The following is a 24,557-nucleotide window of genomic DNA, read 5'->3' on the forward strand; positions in this document are numbered from 1 at the left end:
CATCAGCCCCTAGGCAACCATTCCAGGTTGCCTAGGGGCTGATGTTGTTTGAAAGTAGGCCAGGACGCCACACGGCCTGCCAGATTCAGGACTTGGGCTTGACCACACGCACAGGGTGCTCGCTCAGGATCGACAGGCGGTTGAAGGCGTTGATCCCAATGGCTGCCATGCAGAGGACACTGATTTGCTCGTCGTTGTAGTGTTCACGGGCCCGCTCGAAGAGCTCGGGGCTCGGCCGTGACGTGCTCATCCGGGTGATCTGCTCAGTGATTTCCATGGCCACCCGCTCAGCCGGCTCAAACAGCGTCACTTCCTTATAGACAGCTACCAAGGACAGACGCTGTTCCGTTTCGCCGTACCCCAAGGCCCGTCGATGGTGCAGGTCCAGGCAGAATGCGCAGCCGTTGATCTGCGACGCAAGGTAGTTCAGAAGTTCGATGGTCCGCCGCGGGACACCTGTGCGGTCGGCTTCTCCAACCACCTGCTGGGCATAGTGGCTCAGTGTTGCGTAGAGCTCGGGCTGTTGCTTATCCAGATAGCCGGCGAGACGTGCTTTTGTTTCCTGTTCAGGCATGCTTGGAGCCTAGCGCAACAGGCACGGGGTGCTGGCTGCACAGAGACATGCTCCCGCTGGGCTGCCCCGACCGTCCCGCAGTGGGGCGTGAAGTGAAGGAACATCCGTCCGAAAGCCGTTGGAAGTGAGAGAACATCCGTCCGAAAGCCGGTGGATGTGAGAGAGGGTGCTATTCGGCGTCGCGGGCCAGGTGGATTCCGTTCTCTGCCAGCCACACGGGATTGAAGGCCTTGCTCAGGTAGTTGGTTCCGGCGTCGGGCGCTATGGCCACCACCACCGAACCGTGGGGTGCGGCCCGGGCTACCCGCAGGGCAGCGGCCACAGCAAGTCCGGACGATGGACCCAGCGCAAGCCCTTCTTCGTCGAGGAGCCGATGCACGGTGGAGTAGACCTCGTCGTTGGGGATGCGCAGGAAGCGGTCGACAATGGAGCGGTCAAAGGCCTTGGGCCATTCAGCCTGGGGCCAGGAGTTACCAACACCGTCCACCAGGATCTCGCCGGGGTGTCCACCACTGTAGGCGGAGCCGTAGGGGTCGGCGCCCACAACTTCAAGGTGCCCGCCCGGCCGCGATGCTGCAACCTTCTCTTTCAGGAACCTGCCATTGCCGCTGATGGTCCCACCGGTTCCGATTCCGGCCACGAAATGCGTCACCAGGCCGTTGGTCTGCTCCCAGATCTCCGGCCCGGTGGTTTGGTAGTGCGCCGCGGGATTGGCAGGGTTGTCGAATTGCATGGGCCGCCAAGCACCAGGCGTCTCGGCCGTGATTCGCGCTGCCACAGCGCGGGCGTTCTCCGGGGATTCCGAGGGCGCGCTCCAGTCCGTCAGGACCACGCGCGCACCGTAGCTGTGGAGCGCGGCGAGTTTCTCCTGGGAGATGGTGTCGCCGGTAACCACCACCACGGGATGCCCCGTCAGCCGCCCGATGAGCGCCAGCCCGATCCCGGTATTGCCGGAAGTGCTCTCCACAATGGTTGCGCCTGGCTGTAACTCTCCTGATTGCTCGGCCGCCCGGACCATGCTCAGCGCAGTACGGTCCTTGATGGATCCGCCGGGGTTCTCGGACTCAAGCTTGATGTGGATGGTGCTGCGCAATCCACGGCCCAAGGCCTCCAATTTCACCAGCGGAGTGTTGCCCACTTTGTCCAGGACGCTGGCATCCAGGCCGTCCGGCAGCCCTGCCGCCGGGTGTGCGCCTTGTTTGCGGATTGCGGTACTCACGTGGTCCCCTCCCTTTGAGCCATAGGCTGCAATTCCTGCGCCACCACATCACGCAATTCACGTCGCGCGCGCTCCACCAGGTCCGGAGCCGACGGCCGATCCGCCAGCACATCAGCCAGCCGGCCCACGACGGCGCCAGTCCCCTTCCCGAGCGGCTGCGCGGCTCCCGCTTCGAGCAGCAGATACGACGCCGTCAGAGCCTCAATAGCAAGCAATTTCTCCAAGGCCTCCAACGACCTTTCGAGTTGCTGCAACGCCAGCGGCGCCAAGGTGGAGTGGTCCTCGACGTCGGCCGAGAGGGTGGGTGCCCCGAGCGTCGCCGGCGCTGCCAGGAACTTCAGTTCGGACAGCAGTCCCGCTGCTGAGTACCAGAGCAGCCCGGGCAACTCCTCCTGCACAAGGCCTGCGGCCGGTCCTGATTCAGAAACCGCATTCGACGACGAAGCCTCCAGGTGCCTGGCGGCAGCCTCCAGATGCCTCGCCCGGATCACCCGTTGTGGCGGATACAGCTTGGCGATTCGCCGCTCGCTGGAAATCCCCACGTGGGCCAGGGCCAGCCGCAGGCCCTCAAAGGAAAGAGCCAGCTGCATCGGTTGGAAGTTCCCGCCGGACACCATGTGCCCGGTTTCGACATCAACCAAGGGGTTGTCGCCACGTCCGTTCAGCTCCACCGTCAACGCAGCGCCGAGCTGTGAAACCAAGGAGCGAAAAGCCCCATGAGTCTGGGGCGCAGCACGGAATGACAAAGCGTCCTGCACCGAGACTTCGGGACGAACGTCCTCCAACCACCCGCCGCGCAACAGGTGACGTACCGCGGCGGCCGAGTCCTTCTGCCCGTCCACCGCCTTGCCCGCCTGGATAGCCGGCGAAAACGGACTCAGGTTCCCGCCGCCGTCGTACCTTGCAATGGCCTCAAGCGAGAGGGACAGCGCGACGTCGGCGAGTTCCGCCAGCTGTTGCAGGCGCACCAAGGCGAGGGTGCCGGCACCTACCGAGTAAGCGTTGGCGCTGACCAGCGCCAGGGCCTCACCGGGCGCTAGTCGCAACGGCTGAAGACCGGCGTCGGCTAGGGCCTTCGCCCCGGGTACCAGGGTGCCGTCCGCATCGATCGCTTCACCTTCACCGATGGCGACGGCGGCGACGGCGGCGAGTTGGGTGAGGTCCGATGAGCCGACTGATCCTTCGCGGGGGATGGCGGGAAGAACTCCGTGGTTGAGTAGTTCCGCATAGAACTGGGCAGTCTCCGGGCGTACACCGGAGCCGCCGCGGCTGAATCCGATGAGCCGGGCGAGGATCACGGCGCGAGCGGAGGGCCGGTCCAGATGGTCGCCCACACCACTGTTGTGGTATCTGACTACTTGGATTTGATAGGCGAGAACCGACCTCTCCTCCACAGCCGTATCGCGTCCGGATCCGAGGAGGGTGTTGAGGCCGTAGATTTTCTGCCCTGAGGTCGACGCGCGCTCCAGCACTTCGCGTGAGCGGCCGATCAAAGACAACGCATCGTGGTTGAGTTTCACGTGAAACGCCGGATCCAAGGCAGCCTGCGCCACGCTTTCAGGGTCCACCGGCGATGTGCCGATCAGCAGGGTTCTGGGCGCGGAGGAGATGGGCTCGGAGGACATCAGAAGTCCAGAAGATTCTGGCGGAAGCCACCGTCGCCGTAACTCTTCCTCAACAGGCCACGGCGTCGCAGTTCGGGAGTGAGCTTGTCCAGCACTCCGTGCACGGTGACGGGGTCCACGAAGCCAGAGAAGAGGAAGCCGTCGCCACCCACAGCCTCGCCAGTCTCCTCGAGGTAGTCCGCGATTTCACCAACCGTGCCGATGATCGAATCGCCGGCACCACCGCTGCGTGCCTGAAGGATCTGGCGAAGGGTAGACCCCGGAGGCGCTGCCTTGGCGAAGTGCTCCAACGTGCCTTGGTTGCTGTTGGTGCTCAATTCAGGCAACGGCGCATCGAGGTCGAACTGCTTGAAGTCGATCACGGACAGGTAGGAGATCGAGTTGAGCTGGCTGTCGATATCACGCTGGGTAAGCTCCCGGCGCTGTGCACGCAAGTCCTCGGCCTCGGCTGATGAACCAACCACGGTGGGCTTGAGCACGAAAAGTACCTTGACGTCGTCGGGGTTCCTGTCCGCCTTGGCAGCCTCGGCACGGATGGAATCCCGGTAGGCCTTCATTCCGTCAACGCCACGCGCCAAGGCGATCGCCACATCTGCATGCCCACCCGCGAACGCTTTGCCCCGAGGAGAAGCACCGGCCTGCACCAGCACGGGCTCCTCTGGCAAAGGTGCGGTGTTCAGCGGACCTCGGACCTTGAAGAAGTCACCCTGGTGGCTAATGGGATGCACTTTGGTGTGGTCGGCGAACACGCCGGCCTCAACGTCCTCAATCACAGCGCCGGGTTCCCAGCTGCGCCAAAGCTGCCGGACGACGTCGACGAATTCCTCCGCCTTCTCGTACCGAAGGTCGTGTTCAATCTGCTGGTCCAACCCGTAATTCTGTGCCGCCAGGTCACTGCCGGAGGTGACAACGTTCCAGCCGAGCTGGCCCTCGGAGAAGTGCTGCAGCGTGGCCAGGAGCCGTGCGGCTGTGAAGGGCGGATAGAACGAAGCGCTGACAGTCGGCACAATCCCAAGGTGCTTGGTGGCGGACAGAAGGTACGGGACCAGAGCCAAAGGATCATGCTTGGGCGCAAAGGAGGCGTGTGCCAGCGAAACCTCGGCGGTGCCGCCATAAGTATCAGGAACAGTAAGGGAGTCCTCGATGATGAAGAGGTCAAGGCCGGATTGCTCAAACGCGCGCACGGCGTCTTGATACAGGGCAGGTTTCTTCCAGTCGTAGCCCAGGCTGTAGCCGGGAGTTCCCCACCCCTGGACACCAAAACCGTGCCCCACGAACCATCCAAAATGCAGCATGGGCTTGAGTGTAGAGCTGCCTTGTCCGTTCACCGCGACCTGATTTCTTGCGAAGTTACAGGGGGTCGTACTGCGTCAATTATGCTCCCGGGGCGTCACATTTGGGCTGCTACCCCAGCGCCGGCCGGTTACGCAACATGACGAGCGCGTAACCGCTTGCAAGTGCGGGCCGCCGCCGCGGGATGTTACGTTTTTCTTGAGTAATGAGCACCAGCGCCAAGCCCTGACTTGCTGGTCGGCAACCCTCTCTCCGGCGGGGTGCCTCAGGTGACTACTCGGCGTATCGACACTTCGAACTGCAAGCGTGACTGAGGAGCACCAGCCAATGCCTGAACCCACTGAAGAAAAACTCTCCTACCGCCTGATTACAGGTCCGGATACCCGTGAATTCTGCGAGCGGATCACCACGGCCCTCGCCGACGGCTACGTGCTCCACGGCAGCCCGGCAGCCACGTTCAATGGCACGGATGTCATCGTGGCGCAGGCGGTCGTCCTGCCCGCTGCCATCGCCAACGCAGACGCCGCCGTCGCGAATGCTGTTGACCAGTTGGAGAACGACGACGACGAAGAAGCATTCGAGGGACACGCATGAGTTACGCAGGTGACCTGACCCCGCAGGACGCGTGGGCCAAGCTTGAAGAAGGCGCCATCCTGGTAGACGTCCGCACCGAGGCCGAGTGGGCACACATCGGCATTCCGGACACCAAAGCCACAGAGAATGATCCCCTGTTCATTCAGTGGAACCTCGCCGGTGGCATTCCCAACTCCCGCTTCCTCGAGGACCTGCAGCAGCAGGCACCCGAGGGCGAGGGCGTGGAACTCGTTTTCATCTGCCGCTCAGGCCAGCGCTCCATCTCTGCCGCCATCGCCGCGACGCAGGCCGGGTTCACCGCCTACAACGTGCTCGAGGGCTTCGAAGGTGACCCGGACCGCTACGGCGAGCGCACCATCAACGGCTGGAAGAACCGCGGCCTGCCAACCAACCTGGGGAACGACTAAGTGACTTTCAATCCCGATGCCGCCAGCTGGAGCCCTGACACCCAGGCAGTACGCGGTGGCCTTGACCGTACCAACTTCCAGGAGACGTCCGAACCCGTCTTCCTGAACTCCGGCTTCGTCTACGAATCCGCTGCCGCCGCCGAACGCGCCTTCACCGGCGAGGACGAGCGCTTCGTTTACTCCCGCTACGGCAACCCGTCCGTGGCCACATTCCAGGAGCGGTTGCGGTTGCTCGAAGGAACCGAAGCGTGCTTTGCGACGGCGTCCGGCATGTCCGCGGTGTTCACCGCCTTGGGTGCCCTCCTGGCTGCCGGTGATCGCGTCGTTGCCGCCCGTTCCCTGTTCGGCTCGTGCTTCGTAATCCTCAACGAGATCCTGCCGCGCTGGGGCGTAGAGACCGTGTTTGTCGACGGTCCCGACCTCGACCAGTGGCGTGCTGCCCTCTCCGAACCGACCACCGCCGTGTTCTTCGAGTCGCCCTCCAACCCCATGCAGGAAATCGTGGACATCGCCGCCGTCAGCGAGCTGGCGCATGCTGCGGGAGCGACCGTCGTCGTCGACAACGTCTTTGCCACTCCCCTGCTGCAGCGTTGCGGTGACTTGGGCGCGGACGTCATCGTGTACTCCGGCACCAAGCACATCGATGGCCAGGGACGTGTCCTTGGCGGGGCAATCATGGGCACCAAGGAATTCATCGATGGCCCGGTCAAGCAGCTGATGCGGCACACCGGACCGTCGCTCTCCGCGTTCAACGCCTGGGTGTTGACCAAAGGCCTGGAGACCATTGGCTTGCGCGTGAACCACAGTTCAGCCTCCGCTTTGAAAATCGCGGAATGGCTTGAGCAGCAACCCGCCATCAGCTGGGTCAAGTACCCCTTGCTGAAATCGCACCCACAGTACGAGCTCGCAGCCAAGCAAATGAAGGCTGGCGGCACCGTGCTGACGTTCGAGTTGCTGCCCTCTTCTGGGCGTTCAGCCAAGGATGCCGCGTTCGCGTTGCTGGACGGTCTGCGCGTCATCGATATTTCCAACAACCTGGGCGACTCCAAGTCCCTCATCACGCATCCGGCCACCACCACCCACCGGGCCATGGGGCCCGAAGGTCGCGCGGCCATCGGGCTGAGCGACGGCGTGGTCCGTTTGTCCGTGGGCCTGGAAGATGTAGACGATCTCATCCTGGATCTGGAGAAGGCCCTCAAACAGGTCTAGCCTTGCTGCCATGAGCGGGAATCATCCTTATCGCCGTGCCGGAACGGTCATCGTTGCGGGCACGGCGGTGTGGTTTGCAGGGATCTCGCCGGTATCGCGCGTTTACATCACCCCCGATGCTGCCGAACGTCTTCGTATGCTCGAGGCCGGCCAGCGTGGCTGGGTGATTGGGCAGCACCTCGCTGCTGCTGGAACCGTCGCGGTGCCGGTGGGATTCGCAGCCTTTGCACGTCGTCTTCCGCGCGGACAGGCGAAGCGGTGGGCTGTTGCAGCCGCGGCCGCTTTGCTCGCAGGGGCCCCGCTCTTTGTGTCCAGTTTGTCCCGCCGGGCCTCGGACCTGGAACGCTTTGCCTACGGCCGGGGATCCAATGCGCCATTCCTGGCCTACTCCGGGCTCCACGTTCTTGCCTTGGCGGCGCTGGGCGGAAGCCTCCTGGCATCGCCCGCCAAACGATGGATCGGGATCACGGCCGCCGCCAGCGCGCCCATCTACGGCGCCATCCTTGTAGCCAAGAAGGACATCCCACCGTTCGTGTTCTACCTTGTCGAAGGTTTAGCGGGCGCGTACCTGATGACGTGGGAAGAGACTGACTCCGCAGAAGCCTAGGGCCTGCGGACCCTGGTCAGGAGGGGCGCCGGATCCTTGTGCGAGTCTGCGGTAGCGCCACGAATCGTCGCCTTCACCGCATGCCCAACCACCGCCCCCAAGGCCTCATTGCTGGGCGGGCTTCCCGGCGGATTTTGTGCGTCACGTTGCCGGTTGTTGAAACGCTCTGCTGCTTCGCGTTGCTCCCGTGCTCCGTTCCCGCGCTCAAGAATGTCCGAGATTCCGGCCTTCACGAGCTCCAATTCACCTTGGTCATCCAGGACAGGACTCAAATAATCCACCAAAGCCCAGACCACGTCCGCTGCCGGTTGGGGACGGAAGTCGCCAAAGTCCAGGAGGTCTCCGCGAAGTCCCGAATTGCTCGCTTGCCAACTCGCCATCCGGAGCAGGGCCGTCGGCACCAAGGCGGGCTCAACGCCGTCGAGCATTTCCAGGGAAGCGGTCTCAACCAGTGCCCTCACAAGCACTGCAATCAAGGCTGCGTCTTCCGAACGGAGGCAGACATCAGCAACCCGGACTTCCACGGTGGGATGGTTGCGGGAGATGCGGGCGTCGAAGTAGATCATGCCCTCGTCAAGGAGAACCCCCGTGTCCAGGAGGCGCTGAACCATGCGCCGATAGGCAGTCAGCGAGCCAAACACGGCAGAAGGCCCGGACGTCGGCCACCGGTTCCACGCCTGGATCCGGTAGCTTTCGAAACCCGTGGGCAACCCACGCCAGTATGGGGAATTGGCGCTGATGGCCGTCAAAACAGCAAGTTTGTCCCGGATGTGATCGAGGACCACGACGCCCTCTTCGGGTGACTCCACGGCGGTGTGTACATGGAAACCGCAGGTCAGTTGCTCGTGGGCCGTCAACCCGAAGCGCTCAAGCATCACAGCGAAGCGGGGATCCGGAGTGGTGTGGGTGTTCTTGGCCAGGGGCGAGGTGGCAATCGCGGCCACCCGGGCGTTGTGCTTCCTGGCGGCGTCATTGGCCATCGCCCGTCCACGCCGGATCTGCTGGAGGAGCTCGGTATAGGTATGGCACGGACGGGTCTGGGTTTCGATCTGTTCCAGCTTCAGTTCGTGGCTGAGCCCCATCCCTGTTTCAGCCGCCGCTTCCGGTCCTGCGAGCAGCGCATCCGCGAGGGCCAAGGGCTCTCCCGTCACAGGATCGACGATGAGTAGCTCTTCCTCCACCCCGAAAGTCCGCATGGCACCATTCTGCTTCATGCGGCCGGAGAAATTCTGCTGGATCATCCCTGCATTGCCGACGTGGCGGTCCCTAAATCCGGGTTCCAACCAATGTGGCAGTCGGGATGATCCAGCAGAAAAGCGTGCCTAGTCCTGGAAGTACTCCACCTTGGCGCCAATGGTGTTCAGACGCTCGGCCAGGTCTTCGTAGCCGCGTTCGATCACGTAGATGTTGCGAAGCTCCGAGGTTCCACGGGCAGCCAACATCGCCAGGAGCAGGCACGCTGCCGGACGCAGGGCAGGCGGGCAGCCGATCTCCGCAGCCCGCCATTTGGTGGGTCCGTTGACGTAGATCCGGTGCGGGTCCAGGAGTTGCACTTGGGCGCCCAGCTTGTTGAGCTCCGTCAGATAGATGGCGCGGTTCTCGTAGACCCAGTCGTGGATCATGGTCTGGCCCTCGGCGTTGCCTGCGATCACGGCGAAGAAGGGCAGGTTGTCGATGTTGAGCCCCGGAAACGGCATGGGGTGGATCTTGTCCTGTGGCGCGTGGAGCTCAGAGGGCTTGGTGGTGACATCCACCAAGCGCGTCCTGCCGTTGCGGGCCATGTATTCACCCGAGATTTCCAGCTTCTGGCCCATCTGTTCCAGGGTGGCGAGCTCGATTTCCATGAATTCGATGGGAACCCGGCGGATGGTGACCTCGGAGTTCGTCACGATACCTGCGGTGATCAGGCTCATGGCTTCGATGGGATCCTCGGACGGGAAGTATTCGATCTCCACGTCTATGGCTGACCGGCCAGTGATCTTCAATGTCGTGGTCCCGACGCCCTCGATGGTCACACCCAAGCCCTGCAGGTAGAAGCAAAGATCCTGGACCATGTAGTTGGGGCTCGCGTTGCGGATCACGGTGGTGCCCTCGCGGTGCGCGGCAGCCATGATCGCGTTCTCGGTGACGGTGTCGCCACGTTCGGAGAGGACGAAGGAACGGTCGTGCCCATCGGCAGGGGGTGCCACCACGGAGTAGAAGCCGGACTTTGCCCCCACCGTGAGCCCGAACTGGCGCAATGCCTGCATGTGGGGCTCAACGGTGCGCGTGCCCAAGTCGCAGCCACCAGCGTAGGGAAGCAGGTATTCGGCGGTCTCGTCCAGGAGCGGGCCGAGCAGCATGATGACGCTGCGTGTGCGGCGAGCCGCCTCCACGTCCATCGATTCAAGGTCGAGGACTTCGGGCCTGCGGATACGGAGGTCGCTGCCGTTGAGCCAGGTGCATTCGACGCCGATGGACGTCAGCACCTCAACGATACGGTTGACTTCCTCAATGCGGGCCAAGCGACGCAGCGTGGTGGTGCCTCGGTTGATCAGGCTTGCACACAGCAGGGCTACGCCTGCATTCTTGCTGCTGTTGACGTCCACTTCGCCGGACAGCGTGTGACCGCCTTCCACCCGGAGGTGCGTCATCTGCGGCTTGCCCACCTTGACGATGGAACGGCCGAAGATGGCCTCCAGCCGTTCGATCATTCTGAGGCTGAGATTCTGTTTGCCCTGCTCCATTCGGGCGATAGCGCTCTGGCTGGTTCCCAGCTCAGAAGCCAACTGCCCCTGCGTCCAGCCCTTTTCGCTTCGCGCGTTGCGGAGCAGGAGGCCTACATGTTCGGCGGTAGGTTGCGTCATACTCAAGAAATATCACAAATGAGTTAGAAGTGGACAACAAATCTCCGATTCAGCGGCAAACATCACACTCTACCCGTGTCGTGCGATATCTGGTTCGCGAAGTTCCAACGGAAGAGTTAACGCCAGACGAAACTCCACGTTCCAGCGCCGACGGCCGTCAGTACCGCAGCAGCAGCGATGACGAGGCCGCCCAGGAGCACCCAGACGTCAAGGAGGGAGTAGGTGGATTCCCGGGCCCACGTTCTCTGCCCGCCGCCGAAACCACGTGCCTCCATGGTGATGGCCAGCCGGGAGGCCCGCCGGACCGCCTGGACCAGCAGCCCGAAGCTCTGTCCAAGCGTTGCCTTCAGCCGTTGCAGCGGGCTGCCCTGCGAACCCACTCCGCGGGCGCGCCTGGCCATGCCGATGGTCTGCCATTCCTCAGCCATCAACCCCACCAGGCGCATCGCAGCCAGTGAACCGAGGACAAAGCGGTGTGGCAGCTTCGCCTTCTGCGCCAGCGCATCAGCCAGGTCGGTGGGGTCGGTGCAGGTCATCAGAAGGATTGCCGGCAGGGCTATCGCCAGGCCGCGCAGCATGAATCCCAGCCCCAGCTGAAGGGAACCTTCGCTGATGGACCAGAGTCCGACGTCGAGCAGTACGACTCCGCTGTCAGCCGCCACGATTGCTGTGCTCCAGCCGCCAATCGCTGCAGCGATGATGAGCGGCCAGGCCCGCTGCCATAGAAGCCCCAGCGTGAGGCCAGCCAGCGGGAACAGAGCCAGTTCCGCGACGAGGGCAGTTGAAGCGGATACCCAGTCGATCGACAACGCCAGCACCAGCGAAATGAGGAACACGGATACGAACTTAACCAAGGGGTTGGCCCGCGTGAGGAGGGCGTGGTTGCCGCGCAGGTTCAGGGCGTCCCTCATGCGGCACCGGCTTCCTGGCGGGCTGCTTCGCTGTGCGGGTCCGGAACTTGCGGCGTCGCCGGATCCAGCCGCAGCTCTGTACCACCCAGGACCGCACTGAATTCTTCGTCGTGCGTCACGGACACAACGGCCGTTCCGGCGTCCAGCAGTTCCGAGAGGAACGATGCCAACTCTGCCCAGGTGTTGGCGTCCTGGCCGAACGTGGGCTCGTCAAGCACCAGCACCTTAGGGTGGGCCGCCAGGACCGTGGCCACGGACAACCTGCGCTTCTCGCCACCGGACAATGTGTAAGGGTTCGCGTCCACCAAATGCGTGAGCCGCAAACGCTCCACCAATTCATCCACGCGTTCTTCACCGTGTCCCAGATGCTTTGGTCCGAACATCAGCTCGTCCAGGACCTTGCCCGTCACGAACTGGTGCTCCGGTTCCTGGAACACGGTGCCAATGCGCGAAATCAGCTGATCCGCCTTCCACTTGAACGGGTCGATTCCAGCTCCCTCGGAAAGCTCGACGGCGGCACTCACCTTGCCGTCCACGGGCGCCAGAAGGCCGGCCAACGTGAGCGCAAAAGTAGATTTGCCGGCACCGTTCGGACCCGTGATGGTGAGTGCCTGGCCAGCCCGTACTTGTGCACTGATACCCGATTGCACGGGGACGGGTGGGATGGTTTTGAAGCGGCGACGGCGCGACTTCTCACGGGAGACAGCCAGGTCCTGTGCCACGAGGAGGAGTTGCGCGGTGGATTCATGGCCGCCCATTTCCTGAGTTGTGGTCCTGCGGGCGCGAGTCGCCGGAACGTACCCCGGCACCCACACTCCCGCTGCCATCAACATGGTGCGGGCCTCTGTGAGCACCTGATCCGGCGGGCCGTCCAGGAGCACACCGCCCCCAGCCGAGGGTGGCTGGAGGACCACGATCCTGTCCACCAGGTCCTTCCAGACGGACACACGGTGTTCCACGACAACCAAAGTGGCACCGGTCTTGTCCAGGCAGCGCTGCACCGCGTCTCGAACCTCAAGCACGCCCACCGGATCGAGGTTGGCCGTGGGTTCGTCAAGCAGGATCAGCCCCGGCCGCATCGCCAGGATGCCAGCCAACGCAAGGCGCTGCTTCTGCCCGCCGGAGAGTGCCGCCGTCGGGTGATCCAGTGCCAAACCGCCGCCTGCAGCGGTGCGCAACCCAACGTCGTCGAGCGCTTCATGGACGCGGGCCCAAATCTCATCCCGGGGAACGGCAAGGTTTTCGGCGCCAAACGCGACGTCGTCACCCACCCGTGAGAGCACCACCTGGGTTTCCGGATCCTGCTGCATCAGACCTGCACGGCCGCGCTGTTCGCGGGGAGCGAGGCCGTCGATCAACAGCGAGCCGGTCTCGTCCGAATCGTCTTCCTCGTCACCCAGCACACCGGCGAGGGCATGGAGCAGTGTCGACTTCCCTGCGCCCGATGGACCCAGCAAGAGCACACGCTCGCCGGGCTCGATCCGCAGATCGAGGTCCTGGATGGCGGGTGTGGAACGCCCGGCATGCCGCCATCCCCACCCTTGGGCGGTGATGGCGGCAGGCCGGACTTGGTGGTTGCTTTGCTGGTTGCTGCTTTCTTTCGCAGGCATTAGTTGAAGACGGGCTCCGAAGCAGCCTTGCGCGACGCGAAGGAGCTGAGGACGCCGGTCTTGGCCAGCCCGCGGGTGGCAACCCAGGACAGCGCGCCGGCGATGATCGCACCGGAGAGCGTGGTGAAGGCGATGTAGGCCAGCTTGTCGATTGCCTCGTAGGCGATGTTCCAGCCCCAAGGCAGGAAGGAATCGTTAAGACCGCAGAAGAGGCCCGAGCCCGCACCTGCGAGGAGTGCAGTGGAAAGGTTGAACTTCTTGTACCGGAACGCAGCGAAGACGAGTTCCGCGCCCAGTCCCTGGAGGATGCCGGAGATGAGGACGGTGGTGCCGTACTGGGAACCCATGATGAGTTCGCCGGTGGCGGCGACGGCTTCGCAGAACAGGGCTGCGCCCGGCTTGCGGATGATGAGCATGCCCAGGACGGCGGGGATCATCCAGCCACCGGCAATCAAACCGGTGAGCGGCGGATACGTGGCGTTCATGGGGATGGATACGATTGCGGCGCCCTGGGACCAGGCCCAGAAGATCACGCCGCCGGCGATGGCAATCAAAGCTGCCACCACGATGTCTACAACACGCCAGTTATAACTGGTTTTCTTCACGCTTGCCGTGGTCATTTTTCTGCCTCCTGAGGTACAGGAGGGGAAAGTGCTCCCCGGAAAACCCCCGGTCGGCCTGCGCCGCCCGGATCCGGACACTCTGAGAAGCTCGACTCCCTTGCGCCGGTACTAACCGGATCAGGTTCGAGGGTCTGCGGCTGTCCGCACTCTCAGCGCCCTCGCGTCTCCTGCATCTCTGCAAGGTCCGACGGCGGCGCTCCCCTGTCGTTATTAATCTGCCCTTATGGGCGTGGTTCAGTTTACACCTGTGGGTGTTCGTGCGCGCTGGGGTTGGTCACAAAGCGGCTGGCAACCACACCTGAGACAATGATCCAGCAGAATCGACGCGGCAAAGGGGTATTTCATGACGGACCTTCCCACTACGGACATCCCAGTTTCCCAACCCCGCCTTGCCGCGAGCGTCATCCTGCTCCGCGACTCCCCGGCCGGGCTCGAAGCCTTCGTGCAGCACAGGGTTGCCACCATGGACTTCGCCGCCGGCATGGTGGTCTTTCCGGGAGGCCGGGTTGATGCCGCAGACCAGGACGGATGGGATTACCCGGCTGAGCTGCTGGAACGGCACGCTGCAGACTGGAACCTCAGCTCCATCGCCGCTGATCCCGAACAGGCCCCGGCAAAGTCAGGCATGGTGCTTACCGCTGCACTGCGGGAGGTTTGGGAGGAGGCCGGACTTCGCCTTGATGCCTCAGACCTTCGCCCCTTCGCCAACTGGGTCACGCCGACGGACATGCCCAAGCGTTTCGACACCTACTTCTATGTTGCCAAGCCTGCTCCGGAAGCAGCACCCCAGCACCAAACCACTGAAGCTTGGCAATCACTCTGGATGCCGGTGGATGGGATCCTGGCGGCCGAGGCGGCCGGTAAATTGCAGCTGATGCCACCCACGTATTACCTGCTCAAGGAAATTGCCGGCCTTGGAACAGTAGATGCCGTCTGGGAAGCCGATCACGATGTTGTCCCTGTCCTTGCACCACGCGGTTCCATGGCAGCTTTCCTCAAGGAACGGGAAAACCGCCGTTAGTCCCAAGGCGCCTGGATGTGAGGCTAGGCTGGGGGCATGAACCTCTTTTTCAAGCTGCTGGGTGCCGGAGTAAGCCTTGCAGCCGGATTCGTCGGCACCAAGTTGGTCAACAAGGGCTGGGAAAAGGCCACGGGCAACAAGCCGCCCACAGGCCACGACGATATGGAAACGAGCCTCCGCTCAGCCTTGTCGTTCGCGCTGATTTCAGCCTTCGTCAGCACGCTCATCCAGGTTTTCGCGAGCCGCGGCACCCAGCGTGCCATCGCCCGTTTCGCCAAGACGCAAGACATCGTCTAGGCCGCGCATAGGCATTCCAACGCGGGGTTCCTAAGCGTCCGGGGTGGAACCGTCGCCGGCCGCCCTTTGGACAACCGCTTCAAGCTCATCCTTGGTGAGCAGCTCGCGGTGCCCGTGCTTGGTTCGGTAAGCGGAGCGGCCCACCATGTGTGCGGAGACCGGCGCGGTGAGTAGCTGGAAAATCCAGGCCACCACGAGAACCGGCCAAACCCACCATGTGCGCATTTGCAGACCCATGGCCGCAAGCATGAGGAAAAGACCCAGGACCTGCGGCTTGGTTGCCGCGTGCATGCGGCTCATGAGATCGGGGAACCGCAAAAGGCCAATAGCGGCGCCGAGGGACATCAGGGCACCCACCACAAGAAACACGGCCGTCACTGCGTCGATGACGGCATCCACACCAGTGGTTTCAGGAGTCATTGCTGTGATCCCTCCGATCGGCCACAAATCGGGCAAATGTTACGGAGCCTACGAAGCCGATCACCGCGAGAGCCACGAGCAACACCAAGTTGTTCAGGTGCCGGTTCATCGCCATATCGATCGCAAGCGCGGCGCCGAGAATGGCCAGCAGGACATCCGATGCCAAAACGCGGTCCAACAAAGAGGGGCCGATGGCGATGCGGATGATCGCTCCCACCGCAGCCAAGCTCAGGATGACAGCCGTCACCAGCAGAACGAGTTCTTTCACAGAGCTGCCCCTTCCAGGCCCGGGGTCGGTTCATCCTTGAGTGCGTCGAGTTCCTCGCGCGTTCCCATGATCCGGATCAGCGTGGCCTCGATGTTCTGGACTTCCTGACGGATCTTGGCGATTCCGGCTTCCTCGTAAATATTGAGCGCGTGCAGGTAGAGCGTGGACGTCGAGCGGTCCACTTCCACCACCAGCGAGCCCGGGATCAGGGAGATTACGTGCCCGGTTGCCGTCACTATGAGGTCCGAATGGCTGCGCAACGGAACAGCGACGACGGCGCTACGCACCTTTGGCCCCTTCACTACAGCCAGGTAGAGGACCAGGAAGCTCGCTGCCGCCACTTTGCCCAGGAATACCAGGGCGAAGGAAATGGCGCGGGGAACATTGAACCTGCCGCTAAGCTCCACCGGCGGAAGATAGAAGAACTTGGCCACGAGCACAGCGATGAGCGCACCGAACAGCAGGTTGCCCGGGCTGAAGTCCCGCCACAGGGCGCCCCAGACGATGACCAGCCATACCAGCAGCGGCAGTTCAGTGCGGAAGGAGATTGGTTTTCGGCTCATTTGGCAGCCCCTGACTGACCCACTGCTGGCACCTGTGCGGAGTCCCCCAGGACTGAATGGATGTAGGCAGTGCGGTCCAACATGATTTCCGCCGAGCCGTCGGCGAGGTGGAAGAGTGGGCCCGCAAAGACTGTGAGCGCAACGCCGAAGGCCACAAGGCCCGCAGTGGAGCCCACCATTGTCCGGGGAAGTACCCCCACGTTGCCTGGGGCCTGAAGCACCGGATCCGGGTACTCGGCGTCCTCGGGCTTGCGCCAAAATGCCCTGTTCCAAACACGGGCAATTGCCAACAAGGTCAGGAGGCTGGTGACGACGCCGCCCACTACCAAAACGATGGCCAGCGGCGTACCCAGTTGCACGCCCGCTTGGAGGAGCCCGAGCTTGCCCAGGAAACCTGAGAATGGCGGGATGCCCGCAAGGTTCATCGCCGGGACGAAGAACAACAGGGCAAGGAGTGGCGAGAGCTTGGCCAGGCCACCCAAGCGGTCAATGGACGACGAACCGCCCCGCCGCTCAATCAGGCCGGTGACCAGGAACAGGCTGGTCTGCACGGTGATGTGGTGCGCCACGTAGAACACGGCCGCGCCAAGGCCCATGACAGACGACATTGCCAAGCCGAACACCATGTAGCCGATGTGGCTGACCAGGGTGAAGGACAAGAGACGTTTGATGTCGCTCTGCGCCAAGGCACCCAGGATGCCCACCACCATGGTCAGCAGCGCCACCACCATTAAGGGCACGTTGAGGGTGTCGCCGGGAAAGAGGAGTGTCTCGGTGCGGACCATGGCGTAAACACCCACCTTGGTCAGCAAACCGGCAAACACGGCTGTAACAGGAGCCGGAGCGGTTGGATAGGAGTCGGGAAGCCAGAACGACAACGGGAATACGGCCGCCTTGATTCCGAATGCCACCAGCAGCATCACGTGGAGGAGATTCTGGGTTCCTTGATCCAGCTCGGCCAGCTTGATGGCGAGGTCCGCCATGGTGATGGTCCCTGTAGCTCCGTAAATCATGGCGATAGCGATGAGGAACAGGACCGACGACACCACGGACACCACCACGTACGTGACGCCGGCACGGATGCGGGGCCCCGTCCCGCCAAGGGTCATCAGCACGTAGCTTGCCGTCAGCAGGATTTCGAAACCCACGTACAGGTTGAAAAGGTCACCTGTCAGGAAGGCATTGGATACGCCCGCCACCAGGATCAGATAGGTGGGGTGGAAGATCGAGACGGGCGCTTCCTGGTCGCCGTCAGCCATGCCTTGGCCGGTGGCGTATATCAGGACGGCGAGGCTTACCACGGTGGAAACCACCAGCATAAGCGAGGAGAACTGATCCACCACCAACACCACGCCCCACGGCGGCAGCCAACCACCCAGCGTGACGGATGTGGTGCCTCCCTCCCACACGGACGCCAGGAGCAGGCATTCGAGCAGGAGTGTCGCGCTGAGGATCACGATGCTGACTACCCGCTGCGCAGCCGTGTGCCGGATCAGCACGAACGCCAGGGCTGCGCCGAGGATCGGTAGGAGGACAGCCAGTGGCGACAGGTTTGCGAGATTCACGCGCTGCCTCCTTCCTTGGTTCTTACCGTGTTGGGCTTTTCTGTCGCGTCCGGCTGGGCACGGTCTTCGGGGCTGGCCGGAGTGATCGCGAACTCCGATGTTTCCAGCGGGACAATGGCGTCGTCTTCCGCGTCGAAGCTCGGAGTCCGGGCTACGCGGCGGTCTTCGATGTCATCCTGGATCTCGTCTTGCCGTGCCAGGGCCCAGGTCCGGTAGATGATGCCGAGCATGAAGGCGGTGACGGCGAATGATATGACGATTGATGTGAGGATCAACGCCTGTGGCAGGGGGTCGTTGTACTCACTGGAGGCTGTTTCCTTGTCAAACAGAGGGGCCAGGCCGGCGTACCCTCCCGTACTGAGGATGAGCAGGTTGGTGGCATTGGCAAGCAGCATCAAGCCAAGCAGGACGCGCGTCAGGCTCCGCTCCAAAATCAGGTAGATGCCGCAGGCATACAGCACACCCATGACGATCAGGAGGGTCAGGTTGATGCTCATGGATTGCCCTTCCCGGAAGCGGCAGTCTCAGCGGGCGCAGACTCGACGACTCTGGTCTTTCCGGCCTTCGCCCCCTTCTCTTCAAAATGTTCGTCGATCTCGGCGCCCAGGCTTCGTAGAACGTCGAGCGCCAAGCCCACCACCACGATGTAGACGCCGATGTCGAAGATCGTGGACGTGACGAACTTGACGTCACCGAACACGGGCAGCCAAAACTCGATGATCGCGCTCTGGAACACCTGTCCGCCCAGGAGGAGAGGCACGAAACCGGACGCTGCCGCCGTCGCAAGTCCCGTCCCCAACAGCGTTCCGGCACTCACTGTCGCCGCCTCGCTCAACTCGAAGCGTCCGCCGGCGAGGTAGCGGATGGTGAGGGCGAGGCCTGCGGTCAAGCCGCCTGCGAAGCCGCCCCCGGGCAGGTTGTGGCCCGCAAGGAGAAGATAGATGGAAAAGACGATCATCGAGTGGAAAATCAGCCTGGTGACCACTTCGAAGATGATGGACCTCCGCTCGGGGGCCAGCGTCCTGCCTGCAACGAGCCAGGCATCCCGGGTCACGTCCGTGAACTTCCTCGCCACGGCCAGCCGGGCACCGTCGCGGGAGTCACGGTCGACGCCGGTGCGCCGCCCCACACTGCCTTCCGGCACCGCCTCTGAGGTTTTGATGCGATCGCCGCGGCTGCGCACGAAGATCAGGCTTGCAACGCCGGTTGCGGCTACGGCCAGGACCGAGATTTCGCCGAAGGTGTCCCATGCGCGGATGTCCACGAGGGTCACGTTGACCACGTTCAGGCCGCCGCCGCCTTCGTAGGCCAGGCGTGGGAATTCAAGGGAGACAGGCGTGGCAACACGGGCACCCATGGCGTAGATGGCAACAAAGATCATGGTGATGCCGAAGGCGGCACCTACGATCACGCGGATTACCCGGAGTCGGCCACCCGTTCGGTCCCGTAGTTCGGCGGGTAGGCTGCGCATTGCCAAAACGAAGGCCACCAGCACGATGGTCTCCACCAGCATCTGCGTCAGTGCGAGATCAGGCGCACCTTGCAGGGCGAACATGAGCGCGATGCCGTAACCAGTAACAGACACCATGAGCACCGCCAGGAAGCGCTTGTTGGCGCGGACAGCAGCCAAGGCGCCCACCACGATGCCCACTCCCGCGATCAACTGCAACGGAGAGTTCGGATCGATGAAATAGACGCCGTCGGGTAACGGCTTGTTGTTCAGAAGCAGAGCCGCGAGCGGCACTGCGAAGGCAACCGTGAGGATGACCGTCAGATAGAAATACAGCGAACCACGCTGGGTGCGGCCCGTCACCCACACTGCGACGTCGTCCAAAGCGCCAATCGTGTGCTGGTAGGCGCGGTCGCCATCCACCCAATCGGGAACCAGGCTTTGCAGGCGTGAAACAACGTTGCGGCCGTAGAACATTGCGGCACCGGCCACGAAGGTGATCGCGGTGAGGCCCAAGGCGGGAGTGAGCCCATGCCACAAGGCCAGATGTCCGGCGTCGACGGCTTCCTCTCCGCCCCCAAACAGCGCTGCGTAAGGCTGGATCCAACTATCCACCGGCGCGGGCCACAGCCCGTAAACAATGGTGAGGAAACTCAGGAGCGCGGGCGCGGCAAGGAAGGCGGGCTTGATGGCCTTGAACGGCGTGCGTTCAATACCCGGCTTCGTGGCAAAGGCACCCCACATGAAGCGGGCGCTGTATGCGAAGGTGAGGATGGAACCGATCACGAGCCCGACGAGGATCCAGATGCCCCAGACAGGCGCGTCCTGGCCATTTCCATAGTGCACGAAGGCTTCAAAGACGGACTCCTTGGCCACGAAACCCGCCAGCGGCGGCACCCCCGCCATGGATGCAGCCGCAATCGCGGCCACAACCCCGAGGGCTCGTGAGGAGCGGAAGACGCCGGAGAGTTTCCGGATATCGCGTGTCCCGGACTGGTGATCGATGATGCCGACCACCAGGAACAGCGCAGCCTTGAACAAGCCGTGGGCCAGCAGAAGCCCAAGCCCGGCAAGGGCGGCGTCAGGTCTGCCAAGGCCCACCACCATGGTGAGGAAGCCGAGTTGGCTCACCGTTCCATAGGCCAGTATGAGCTTGATATCGGTCTGGCGGAGGGCCCTGTATCCGCCCACCAACATAGTGGCCAGGCCGAGGCCAAGGACCATTGGCAGCCAGAATTGCGATTCCGCGAAACCCGGGGCCAGGCGCGCGACGATGTAAATACCGGCCTTCACCATGGCTGCGGCATGCAGGTAGGCGCTCACTGGAGTTGGAGCTGCCATGGCACCCGGAAGCCAGAAGTGGAAGGGGACCAGCGCCGATTTGGTCACGGCACCCACCAGGATGAGAACGACGGCGGCCCCCACCATCCCACTGGTGGTTCCGTTCACGAGCGTCCCGGCTTGACCCAGGATGGTGGAGATCCGGTACGTTCCGGCGGCTTGGCCCAGGATGATGAGACCCACCAACATCGCCAGCCCGCCCGCCGTGGTAACCATCAGGGCCTGCAGGGCAGAACGCCGTGCGGCAAGGCGGGTGCGGGCATAGCCGATGAGCAGGTAGGACAAGACAGTGGTGAGTTCCCAGAAGATGAACATCATCAGGAGGTCGTCGGATGTCACCAGGCCGAACATGGCACCGGCAAAAGCCAGGAGTTGGGCCCCGAACCCACCGAGCCCAGGGTCCTTGTTCTTGAAGTACCGGGCGCAATAGACCAGCACCAGTGCGCCAACGCCGAGGATGAGCAGTGACATGACCCAGGAGAGTGCGTCCATCCTGAAGGCAAACTCGAGCTTCAGGTTCGGAATCCAGGGGAATACTTCTTCTATGCCGCCACCGGAATATACGGGACCGTGCTGGAGGACCAGCCAAACGAAGGCCACGGCAGGAACCGCTGCCAGGACATAGAAGGCGTTCCGACCAAGTTTGCTGAAGATGAAGGGCGCCACAGTTGCCGCTACAAAGGTGATGGCGAGAACTGTGATCACTGTTTTCTCCGCAAAGTCAGAAACGAATTGTCAAAAGTTGGAGCAGGCGGTCATACGTTGGGTTCAGTTGGACCAGTTTATCAAGGGGCCCGGACAGTTTTTGGCCCGAGCCGATGGGACCAGGGGATGAATTCCCCCTGCGTTATTCACATAGCGGTCTGTCATCTGCCCGCCACTGTCAGAGTCCCGATAGCATTCAGGCTATGAACGCGGCCGCAGTTCCCGAAGCCTCCCACCCAGCATCCGAGCTTGCCTCCGGACCTGCTTCCTCCAAGAAGGGCCAAATCCTTGCGTGGGCCTCCTGGGACTGGGGCTCGGCTGCCTTTAACGCCATCATGACCACGTTCGTGTTCACGGTGTACCTGACCTCGTCTGCCTTCGGCGGCGAGGACGCTGCATCTGCCGCACTTGGTGCTGCTTTGGCCGTAGCGGGCCTGGCCATCGCGTTGCTGGCACCGGTGACCGGCCAACGTTCGGATGCCGGCGGCCGGCGCAAGCTCTGGCTCGGAGTCAACACTGCGGCCACAGCCGTCCTCACGGCCCTGTGCTTCTTTGTGTTCCCCCAGCCGGGGTTCCTCCTGCTGGGTGTTTGCCTGATTGCGCTTGCCAATATCTTCTTTGAGTTCGCCGGCGTGAACTACAACGCCATGCTGGCCCAAATCTCCACGCCCAAAAACATCGGCAAGGTCAGCGGCTTCGGCTGGGGCATGGGATACCTCGGTGGGATCGTGGCGTTGTTGCTGGTCCTGCAACTTTTCGTGCAGCCGTCCTTTGAATGGTTCGGTGCATCCACTGAAGAATCACTGAACATCCGGCTTGTGGCCATTTTCTCGGCCCTGTGGTTCTTCATCTTCGCCCTGCCCGTGCTGTTCGCCGTTCCGGAAGTTTCCGTGAAGAAGGACACCGCGTCCTTGGGCTTCATAGCGTCGTACAGGCTGCTGCTCCGGCGCATCGTGGCGATCTATCGCACCAGTCCCCACACCATTTACTTCCTGCTGTCCAGCGCGATCTTCCGCGATGGCCTTGCTGCAGTCTTCACGTTCGGCGGGGTGATCGCGGCCGGGACCTTTGGTTTCGAACTTAAGGAAGTGATCTTCTTCGCCATTTTCGGCAACGTCGTGGCAGCGGTTGGCGCCATCATCGGGGGCTTCCTTGACGACAAGATCGGTCCCAAGGCAGTCATCGTGCTTTCCTTGGTGGGTCTGCTGATCGCGGGCACGTTCATCCTGGTGCTTGGCAACGGAAACTACGTCTTCTTTGGAAACCGCTGGCCTGCCGCCAATACGTTCTGGATCTTCGGCCTGCTGCTGTGCCTTTTTGTTGGCCCAGCCCAGTCTTCGTCAAGGGCGTTCCTGGCCAGGCTCGCCCCGGACGGCGAGTCGGGAGAACTCTTCGGGCTCTACGCCACCACGGGCCGGGCTGTCAGCTTCCTTGCTCCCACCCTCTTCACCCTGTGCATCACAATTGCCGCTCCGATTGTTGAAGAAGGTGGAGCCCAGCGATGGGGCATCCTCGGCATAATGGTTGTCCTGCTTGCCGGCCTCCTGGTGATCCTGCCAGTGAAGCCGCCCAGCAGGACCAAAATCGCCGTGGTACCGGATCACTGACTTCACTGCAACAGCTGAGCGCGAACGCCGTACCAGTGCAGTTCCAACAGAGTTAGGGTAGAGATATGAACGTGGATGAGACTGAACTCCCGGGCCTTGGGGTCCGTAAGGATTTCGTCACGGCCTCGGGCCGTCGCATAGGTGTCGTGGAGCTTCGCGAGGGCGAGACCGAGCTCTTCGTGTCCACATGGGATGACCCGGACACCTGCCAGGCTTCCATTCCCCTCACGGCCGATGAAGCAGCAACCCTGGGCAACCTCCTGGGCGGGCAGCACATCGCCATGCGCCTGGCAGAAGCCCACCGCGAGATACCTGGCATCGTGACCCGCCAGTTCTCCATCACACCTGACTCCCCGTTCGTGAACCAGCCCATGGGCAAAGCCCAGGTCCGCACCCGCAGTGGCGTGTCGATCGTCGCGATCATGCGTGAAGGGGAGGTCGTCCCCTCGCCCGCACCCGACGTCGTACTTCACACGGGTGATTTGCTCGTTGCGGTTGGCACCCAGGAAGGCCTCGACTCGGCGGCCGATATCCTCCGCAACGGCTGACCCGCCATGGATCCACTCGCACTAGCCCTCGTTGAACTGGGGGCCGTCGTCTTCTGCCTCGGTCTCCTTGCTCGACTAGCGGGCCGGATCGGCATGTCTCCCATTCCGCTTTACCTGGTGGGTGGCTTGGCCTTCGGTGCAGGCGGCTTCGTCAAATTGGATGGCATGCATGAATTTGCCCATCTTTCCGGCGAAATCGGCGTCATCCTGCTGCTGTTGATGCTCGGGTTGGAATACACCGCATCTGAGCTGGTCACCGGACTCAGACGTTCATGGCAGGCCGGGGTCCTGGACTTCGTCCTGAATTTCCTGCCCGGCGCCGGGATTGCCGTACTTCTGGGCTGGGGACTTGTGGGCGCCATCGTGATGGGTGGCGTTACTTATATCTCGTCCTCAGGAATCGCGGCGAAGGTCATCACTGACCTCGGCCGGATCGGTAACCGCGAAACTCCCGTGGTGCTTTCCATCCTCGTTTTCGAGGACCTCGCCATGGCCATTTACCTGCCCATTCTCACTGCCATCCTGGCCGGTGTCGGTTTCCTGGGCGGCCTGCAGACGGTGGGCATCGCGCTGGCGGTGGTCACGGTGGTCCTGATGATCGCGCTCAAACATGGGCACCGCGTCTCCCAAGCCGTTCACAGCGAGAACTCGGAAGTGTTCCTGCTGAACGTGCTCGGCCTGGCGCTCCTGGTAGCCGGCATCGCCTCCGCCCTCCAGGTCTCAGCCGCAGTGGGTGCATTCATGTTGGGCATCGCCATCTCCGGTGCCACGGCCCACAACGCTACCCGCATCCTTGAACCCCTGAGGGACTTGTTTGCCGCAATCTTCTTCGTCGCCTTCGGCCTCAACACGGACCCCACGTCCATCCCGCCGGTCCTGGGCTGGGCACTGCTGCTCGCCCTGCTGACAACTGCCACCAAAATGTTCACGGGATTCTGGGCAGCCAAACGTGCAGGCATCGCAATGCCGGGCCGCTTCCGTGCGGGAGCGGCCCTGATTGCGCGTGGTGAATTCTCCATCGTCATTGCTGGCCTGGCGGTGGCCTCGGGAGCCGTACCGGACGAGGTCGCAGCCTTGGCTACGGCTTACGTCCTCATCATGGCCATCACGGGTCCGCTGGCCGCTCGCTTCGTGGAGCCTGTGGTCAAGGCACTGCGCAGGAGCCCCCGCACACCGCCGCGTCAGGCCGAGCGCGCCACGGCCTGACTGGTCCGCGCCTGACGGTTGGCGCTTGACGTCAGCGCCTGACGCCCA

24 protein-coding genes and 2 riboswitches are annotated in these 24,557 nt (G+C 62.8%); of the genes, 9 read left to right on the forward strand and 15 right to left on the reverse strand.

Translation table 11 applies throughout. The features are described from left to right. Window positions 1–85: 85 nt before the first annotated feature. From AC1DD7_RS04695 to AC1DD7_RS04710, 4 genes are all read right to left on the reverse strand, one after another. Window positions 86–574 (reverse strand): carboxymuconolactone decarboxylase family protein, encoded by a 489-nt coding sequence (locus AC1DD7_RS04695; protein ID WP_477514014.1) that lies wholly within the window; start codon window positions 572–574, stop codon window positions 86–88. 169 nt (window positions 575–743) lie between these two features. Then, complete coding sequence (locus AC1DD7_RS04700) at window positions 744–1,793, reverse strand: PLP-dependent cysteine synthase family protein (RefSeq protein WP_477514015.1); 1,050 nt, start codon at window positions 1,791–1,793, stop codon at window positions 744–746. Beyond that, window positions 1,790–3,418 (reverse strand): aromatic amino acid ammonia-lyase, encoded by a 1,629-nt coding sequence (locus AC1DD7_RS04705; protein WP_477514016.1) that lies wholly within the window; start codon window positions 3,416–3,418, stop codon window positions 1,790–1,792. The genes AC1DD7_RS04700 and AC1DD7_RS04705 overlap by 4 nt, the downstream gene beginning before the upstream one ends. Next, entirely contained in the window at window positions 3,418–4,746 is a 1,329-nt protein-coding gene (locus tag AC1DD7_RS04710) for an NtaA/DmoA family FMN-dependent monooxygenase (protein WP_477514017.1), read from the reverse strand. The genes AC1DD7_RS04705 and AC1DD7_RS04710 overlap by 1 nt, the downstream gene beginning before the upstream one ends. Before the next feature lie 166 nt (window positions 4,747–4,912). Further along, window positions 4,913–5,024: riboswitch (SAM riboswitch) on the forward strand. Window positions 5,025–5,038: 14 nt separating this feature from the next. Here AC1DD7_RS04710 and AC1DD7_RS04715 point away from each other — a divergent pair. Genes AC1DD7_RS04715 through AC1DD7_RS04730 form a run of 4 tightly spaced genes read left to right on the forward strand, consistent with a single transcriptional unit; the run spans window position 5,039 to window position 7,528 of the window. Further along, the gene (locus tag AC1DD7_RS04715) at window positions 5,039–5,305 is read left to right on the forward strand and encodes a DUF1737 domain-containing protein (RefSeq protein WP_216926788.1); all 267 of its coding nucleotides are present in this window, start codon (window positions 5,039–5,041) and stop codon (window positions 5,303–5,305) included. Then, window positions 5,302–5,712, forward strand: coding sequence for a rhodanese-like domain-containing protein (locus AC1DD7_RS04720; protein WP_442003393.1), 411 nt, complete (start codon window positions 5,302–5,304; stop codon window positions 5,710–5,712). The genes AC1DD7_RS04715 and AC1DD7_RS04720 overlap by 4 nt, the downstream gene beginning before the upstream one ends. After that, on the forward strand, window positions 5,713–6,921 hold the full coding sequence (locus tag AC1DD7_RS04725) for an O-succinylhomoserine sulfhydrylase (RefSeq protein ID WP_431116873.1): 1,209 nt from the start codon (window positions 5,713–5,715) through the stop codon (window positions 6,919–6,921). 10 nt (window positions 6,922–6,931) lie between these two features. Beyond that, a complete protein-coding gene (locus tag AC1DD7_RS04730; RefSeq protein ID WP_477514018.1) occupies window positions 6,932–7,528 on the forward strand; it encodes a hypothetical protein in 597 nt (198 codons plus the stop codon). On the opposite strand, the gene AC1DD7_RS04735 is transcribed toward AC1DD7_RS04730, so the two are convergent. The 5 genes from AC1DD7_RS04735 to AC1DD7_RS04755 all read right to left on the reverse strand — a co-directional run bounded on the left by AC1DD7_RS04735 (window position 7,525) and on the right by AC1DD7_RS04755 (window position 13,515). Beyond that, entirely contained in the window at window positions 7,525–8,724 is a 1,200-nt protein-coding gene (locus AC1DD7_RS04735) for a glutamate--cysteine ligase 2 (RefSeq protein WP_477514086.1), read from the reverse strand. The two genes, AC1DD7_RS04730 and AC1DD7_RS04735, sit on opposite strands and share 4 nt — an antisense overlap. A gap of 126 nt (window positions 8,725–8,850) precedes the next feature. Beyond that, entirely contained in the window at window positions 8,851–10,374 is a 1,524-nt protein-coding gene (locus AC1DD7_RS04740) for a UDP-N-acetylglucosamine 1-carboxyvinyltransferase (RefSeq protein ID WP_477514019.1), read from the reverse strand. Window positions 10,375–10,490: 116 nt separating this feature from the next. Continuing rightward, window positions 10,491–11,285 carry an energy-coupling factor transporter transmembrane component T family protein gene (locus tag AC1DD7_RS04745; protein ID WP_477514020.1) on the reverse strand — a complete coding sequence of 265 codons (795 nt, stop codon included), beginning with the start codon at window positions 11,283–11,285 and terminating at the stop codon, window positions 10,491–10,493. Continuing rightward, window positions 11,282–12,895, reverse strand: a complete 1,614-nt coding sequence (locus AC1DD7_RS04750; protein ID WP_477514021.1) for an ABC transporter ATP-binding protein — start codon at window positions 12,893–12,895, stop codon at window positions 11,282–11,284. The genes AC1DD7_RS04745 and AC1DD7_RS04750 overlap by 4 nt, the downstream gene beginning before the upstream one ends. Continuing rightward, the gene (locus AC1DD7_RS04755) at window positions 12,895–13,515 is read right to left on the reverse strand and encodes an ECF transporter S component (RefSeq protein ID WP_477514022.1); all 621 of its coding nucleotides are present in this window, start codon (window positions 13,513–13,515) and stop codon (window positions 12,895–12,897) included. The genes AC1DD7_RS04750 and AC1DD7_RS04755 overlap by 1 nt, the downstream gene beginning before the upstream one ends. Before the next feature lie 79 nt (window positions 13,516–13,594). Further along, a riboswitch (TPP riboswitch) is annotated at window positions 13,595–13,731 on the reverse strand. Between the two features lie 130 nt (window positions 13,732–13,861). Here AC1DD7_RS04755 and AC1DD7_RS04760 point away from each other — a divergent pair. Then, complete coding sequence (locus tag AC1DD7_RS04760; protein WP_477514023.1) at window positions 13,862–14,539, forward strand: NUDIX hydrolase; 678 nt, start codon at window positions 13,862–13,864, stop codon at window positions 14,537–14,539. Window positions 14,540–14,575: 36 nt separating this feature from the next. Next, window positions 14,576–14,836, forward strand: coding sequence for a DUF4235 domain-containing protein (locus AC1DD7_RS04765; RefSeq protein WP_216926797.1), 261 nt, complete (start codon window positions 14,576–14,578; stop codon window positions 14,834–14,836). Window positions 14,837–14,866: 30 nt separating this feature from the next. Here AC1DD7_RS04765 and mnhG read toward each other — a convergent pair whose 3' ends face one another. From mnhG to AC1DD7_RS04795, 6 genes are read right to left on the reverse strand one after another with little or no spacing between them, the layout of a single operon-like run. After that, entirely contained in the window at window positions 14,867–15,256 is a 390-nt protein-coding gene (gene mnhG, locus AC1DD7_RS04770) for a monovalent cation/H(+) antiporter subunit G (RefSeq protein ID WP_431116880.1), read from the reverse strand. After that, window positions 15,246–15,524, reverse strand: coding sequence for an MrpF/PhaF family protein (locus tag AC1DD7_RS04775; RefSeq protein WP_431116881.1), 279 nt, complete (start codon window positions 15,522–15,524; stop codon window positions 15,246–15,248). Before AC1DD7_RS04775 ends, mnhG begins: the two co-directional genes overlap by 11 nt. Beyond that, on the reverse strand, window positions 15,521–16,087 hold the full coding sequence (locus AC1DD7_RS04780; protein ID WP_477514024.1) for a Na+/H+ antiporter subunit E: 567 nt from the start codon (window positions 16,085–16,087) through the stop codon (window positions 15,521–15,523). The genes AC1DD7_RS04775 and AC1DD7_RS04780 overlap by 4 nt, the downstream gene beginning before the upstream one ends. Next, window positions 16,084–17,652 (reverse strand): Na+/H+ antiporter subunit D, encoded by a 1,569-nt coding sequence (locus AC1DD7_RS04785; protein ID WP_431116883.1) that lies wholly within the window; start codon window positions 17,650–17,652, stop codon window positions 16,084–16,086. The genes AC1DD7_RS04780 and AC1DD7_RS04785 overlap by 4 nt, the downstream gene beginning before the upstream one ends. Then, on the reverse strand, window positions 17,649–18,149 hold the full coding sequence (locus AC1DD7_RS04790; RefSeq protein WP_477514025.1) for a Na(+)/H(+) antiporter subunit C: 501 nt from the start codon (window positions 18,147–18,149) through the stop codon (window positions 17,649–17,651). The genes AC1DD7_RS04785 and AC1DD7_RS04790 overlap by 4 nt, the downstream gene beginning before the upstream one ends. Then, complete coding sequence (locus tag AC1DD7_RS04795; RefSeq protein WP_477514026.1) at window positions 18,146–21,148, reverse strand: Na+/H+ antiporter subunit A; 3,003 nt, start codon at window positions 21,146–21,148, stop codon at window positions 18,146–18,148. The genes AC1DD7_RS04790 and AC1DD7_RS04795 overlap by 4 nt, the downstream gene beginning before the upstream one ends. Before the next feature lie 203 nt (window positions 21,149–21,351). On the opposite strand from AC1DD7_RS04795, the gene AC1DD7_RS04800 reads away from it, so the two are divergent. From AC1DD7_RS04800 to AC1DD7_RS04810, 3 genes are all read left to right on the forward strand, one after another. Then, complete coding sequence (locus tag AC1DD7_RS04800) at window positions 21,352–22,755, forward strand: MFS transporter (protein WP_477514027.1); 1,404 nt, start codon at window positions 21,352–21,354, stop codon at window positions 22,753–22,755. 65 nt (window positions 22,756–22,820) lie between these two features. Then, entirely contained in the window at window positions 22,821–23,303 is a 483-nt protein-coding gene (locus AC1DD7_RS04805; RefSeq protein WP_216927152.1) for a cation:proton antiporter regulatory subunit, read from the forward strand. 6 nt (window positions 23,304–23,309) lie between these two features. Continuing rightward, the gene (locus tag AC1DD7_RS04810) at window positions 23,310–24,509 is read left to right on the forward strand and encodes a cation:proton antiporter (RefSeq protein ID WP_477514028.1); all 1,200 of its coding nucleotides are present in this window, start codon (window positions 23,310–23,312) and stop codon (window positions 24,507–24,509) included. Window positions 24,510–24,557: the final 48 nt, after the last annotated feature.

It is taken from the genome of Paenarthrobacter sp. 10L412 (assembly GCF_056395565.1).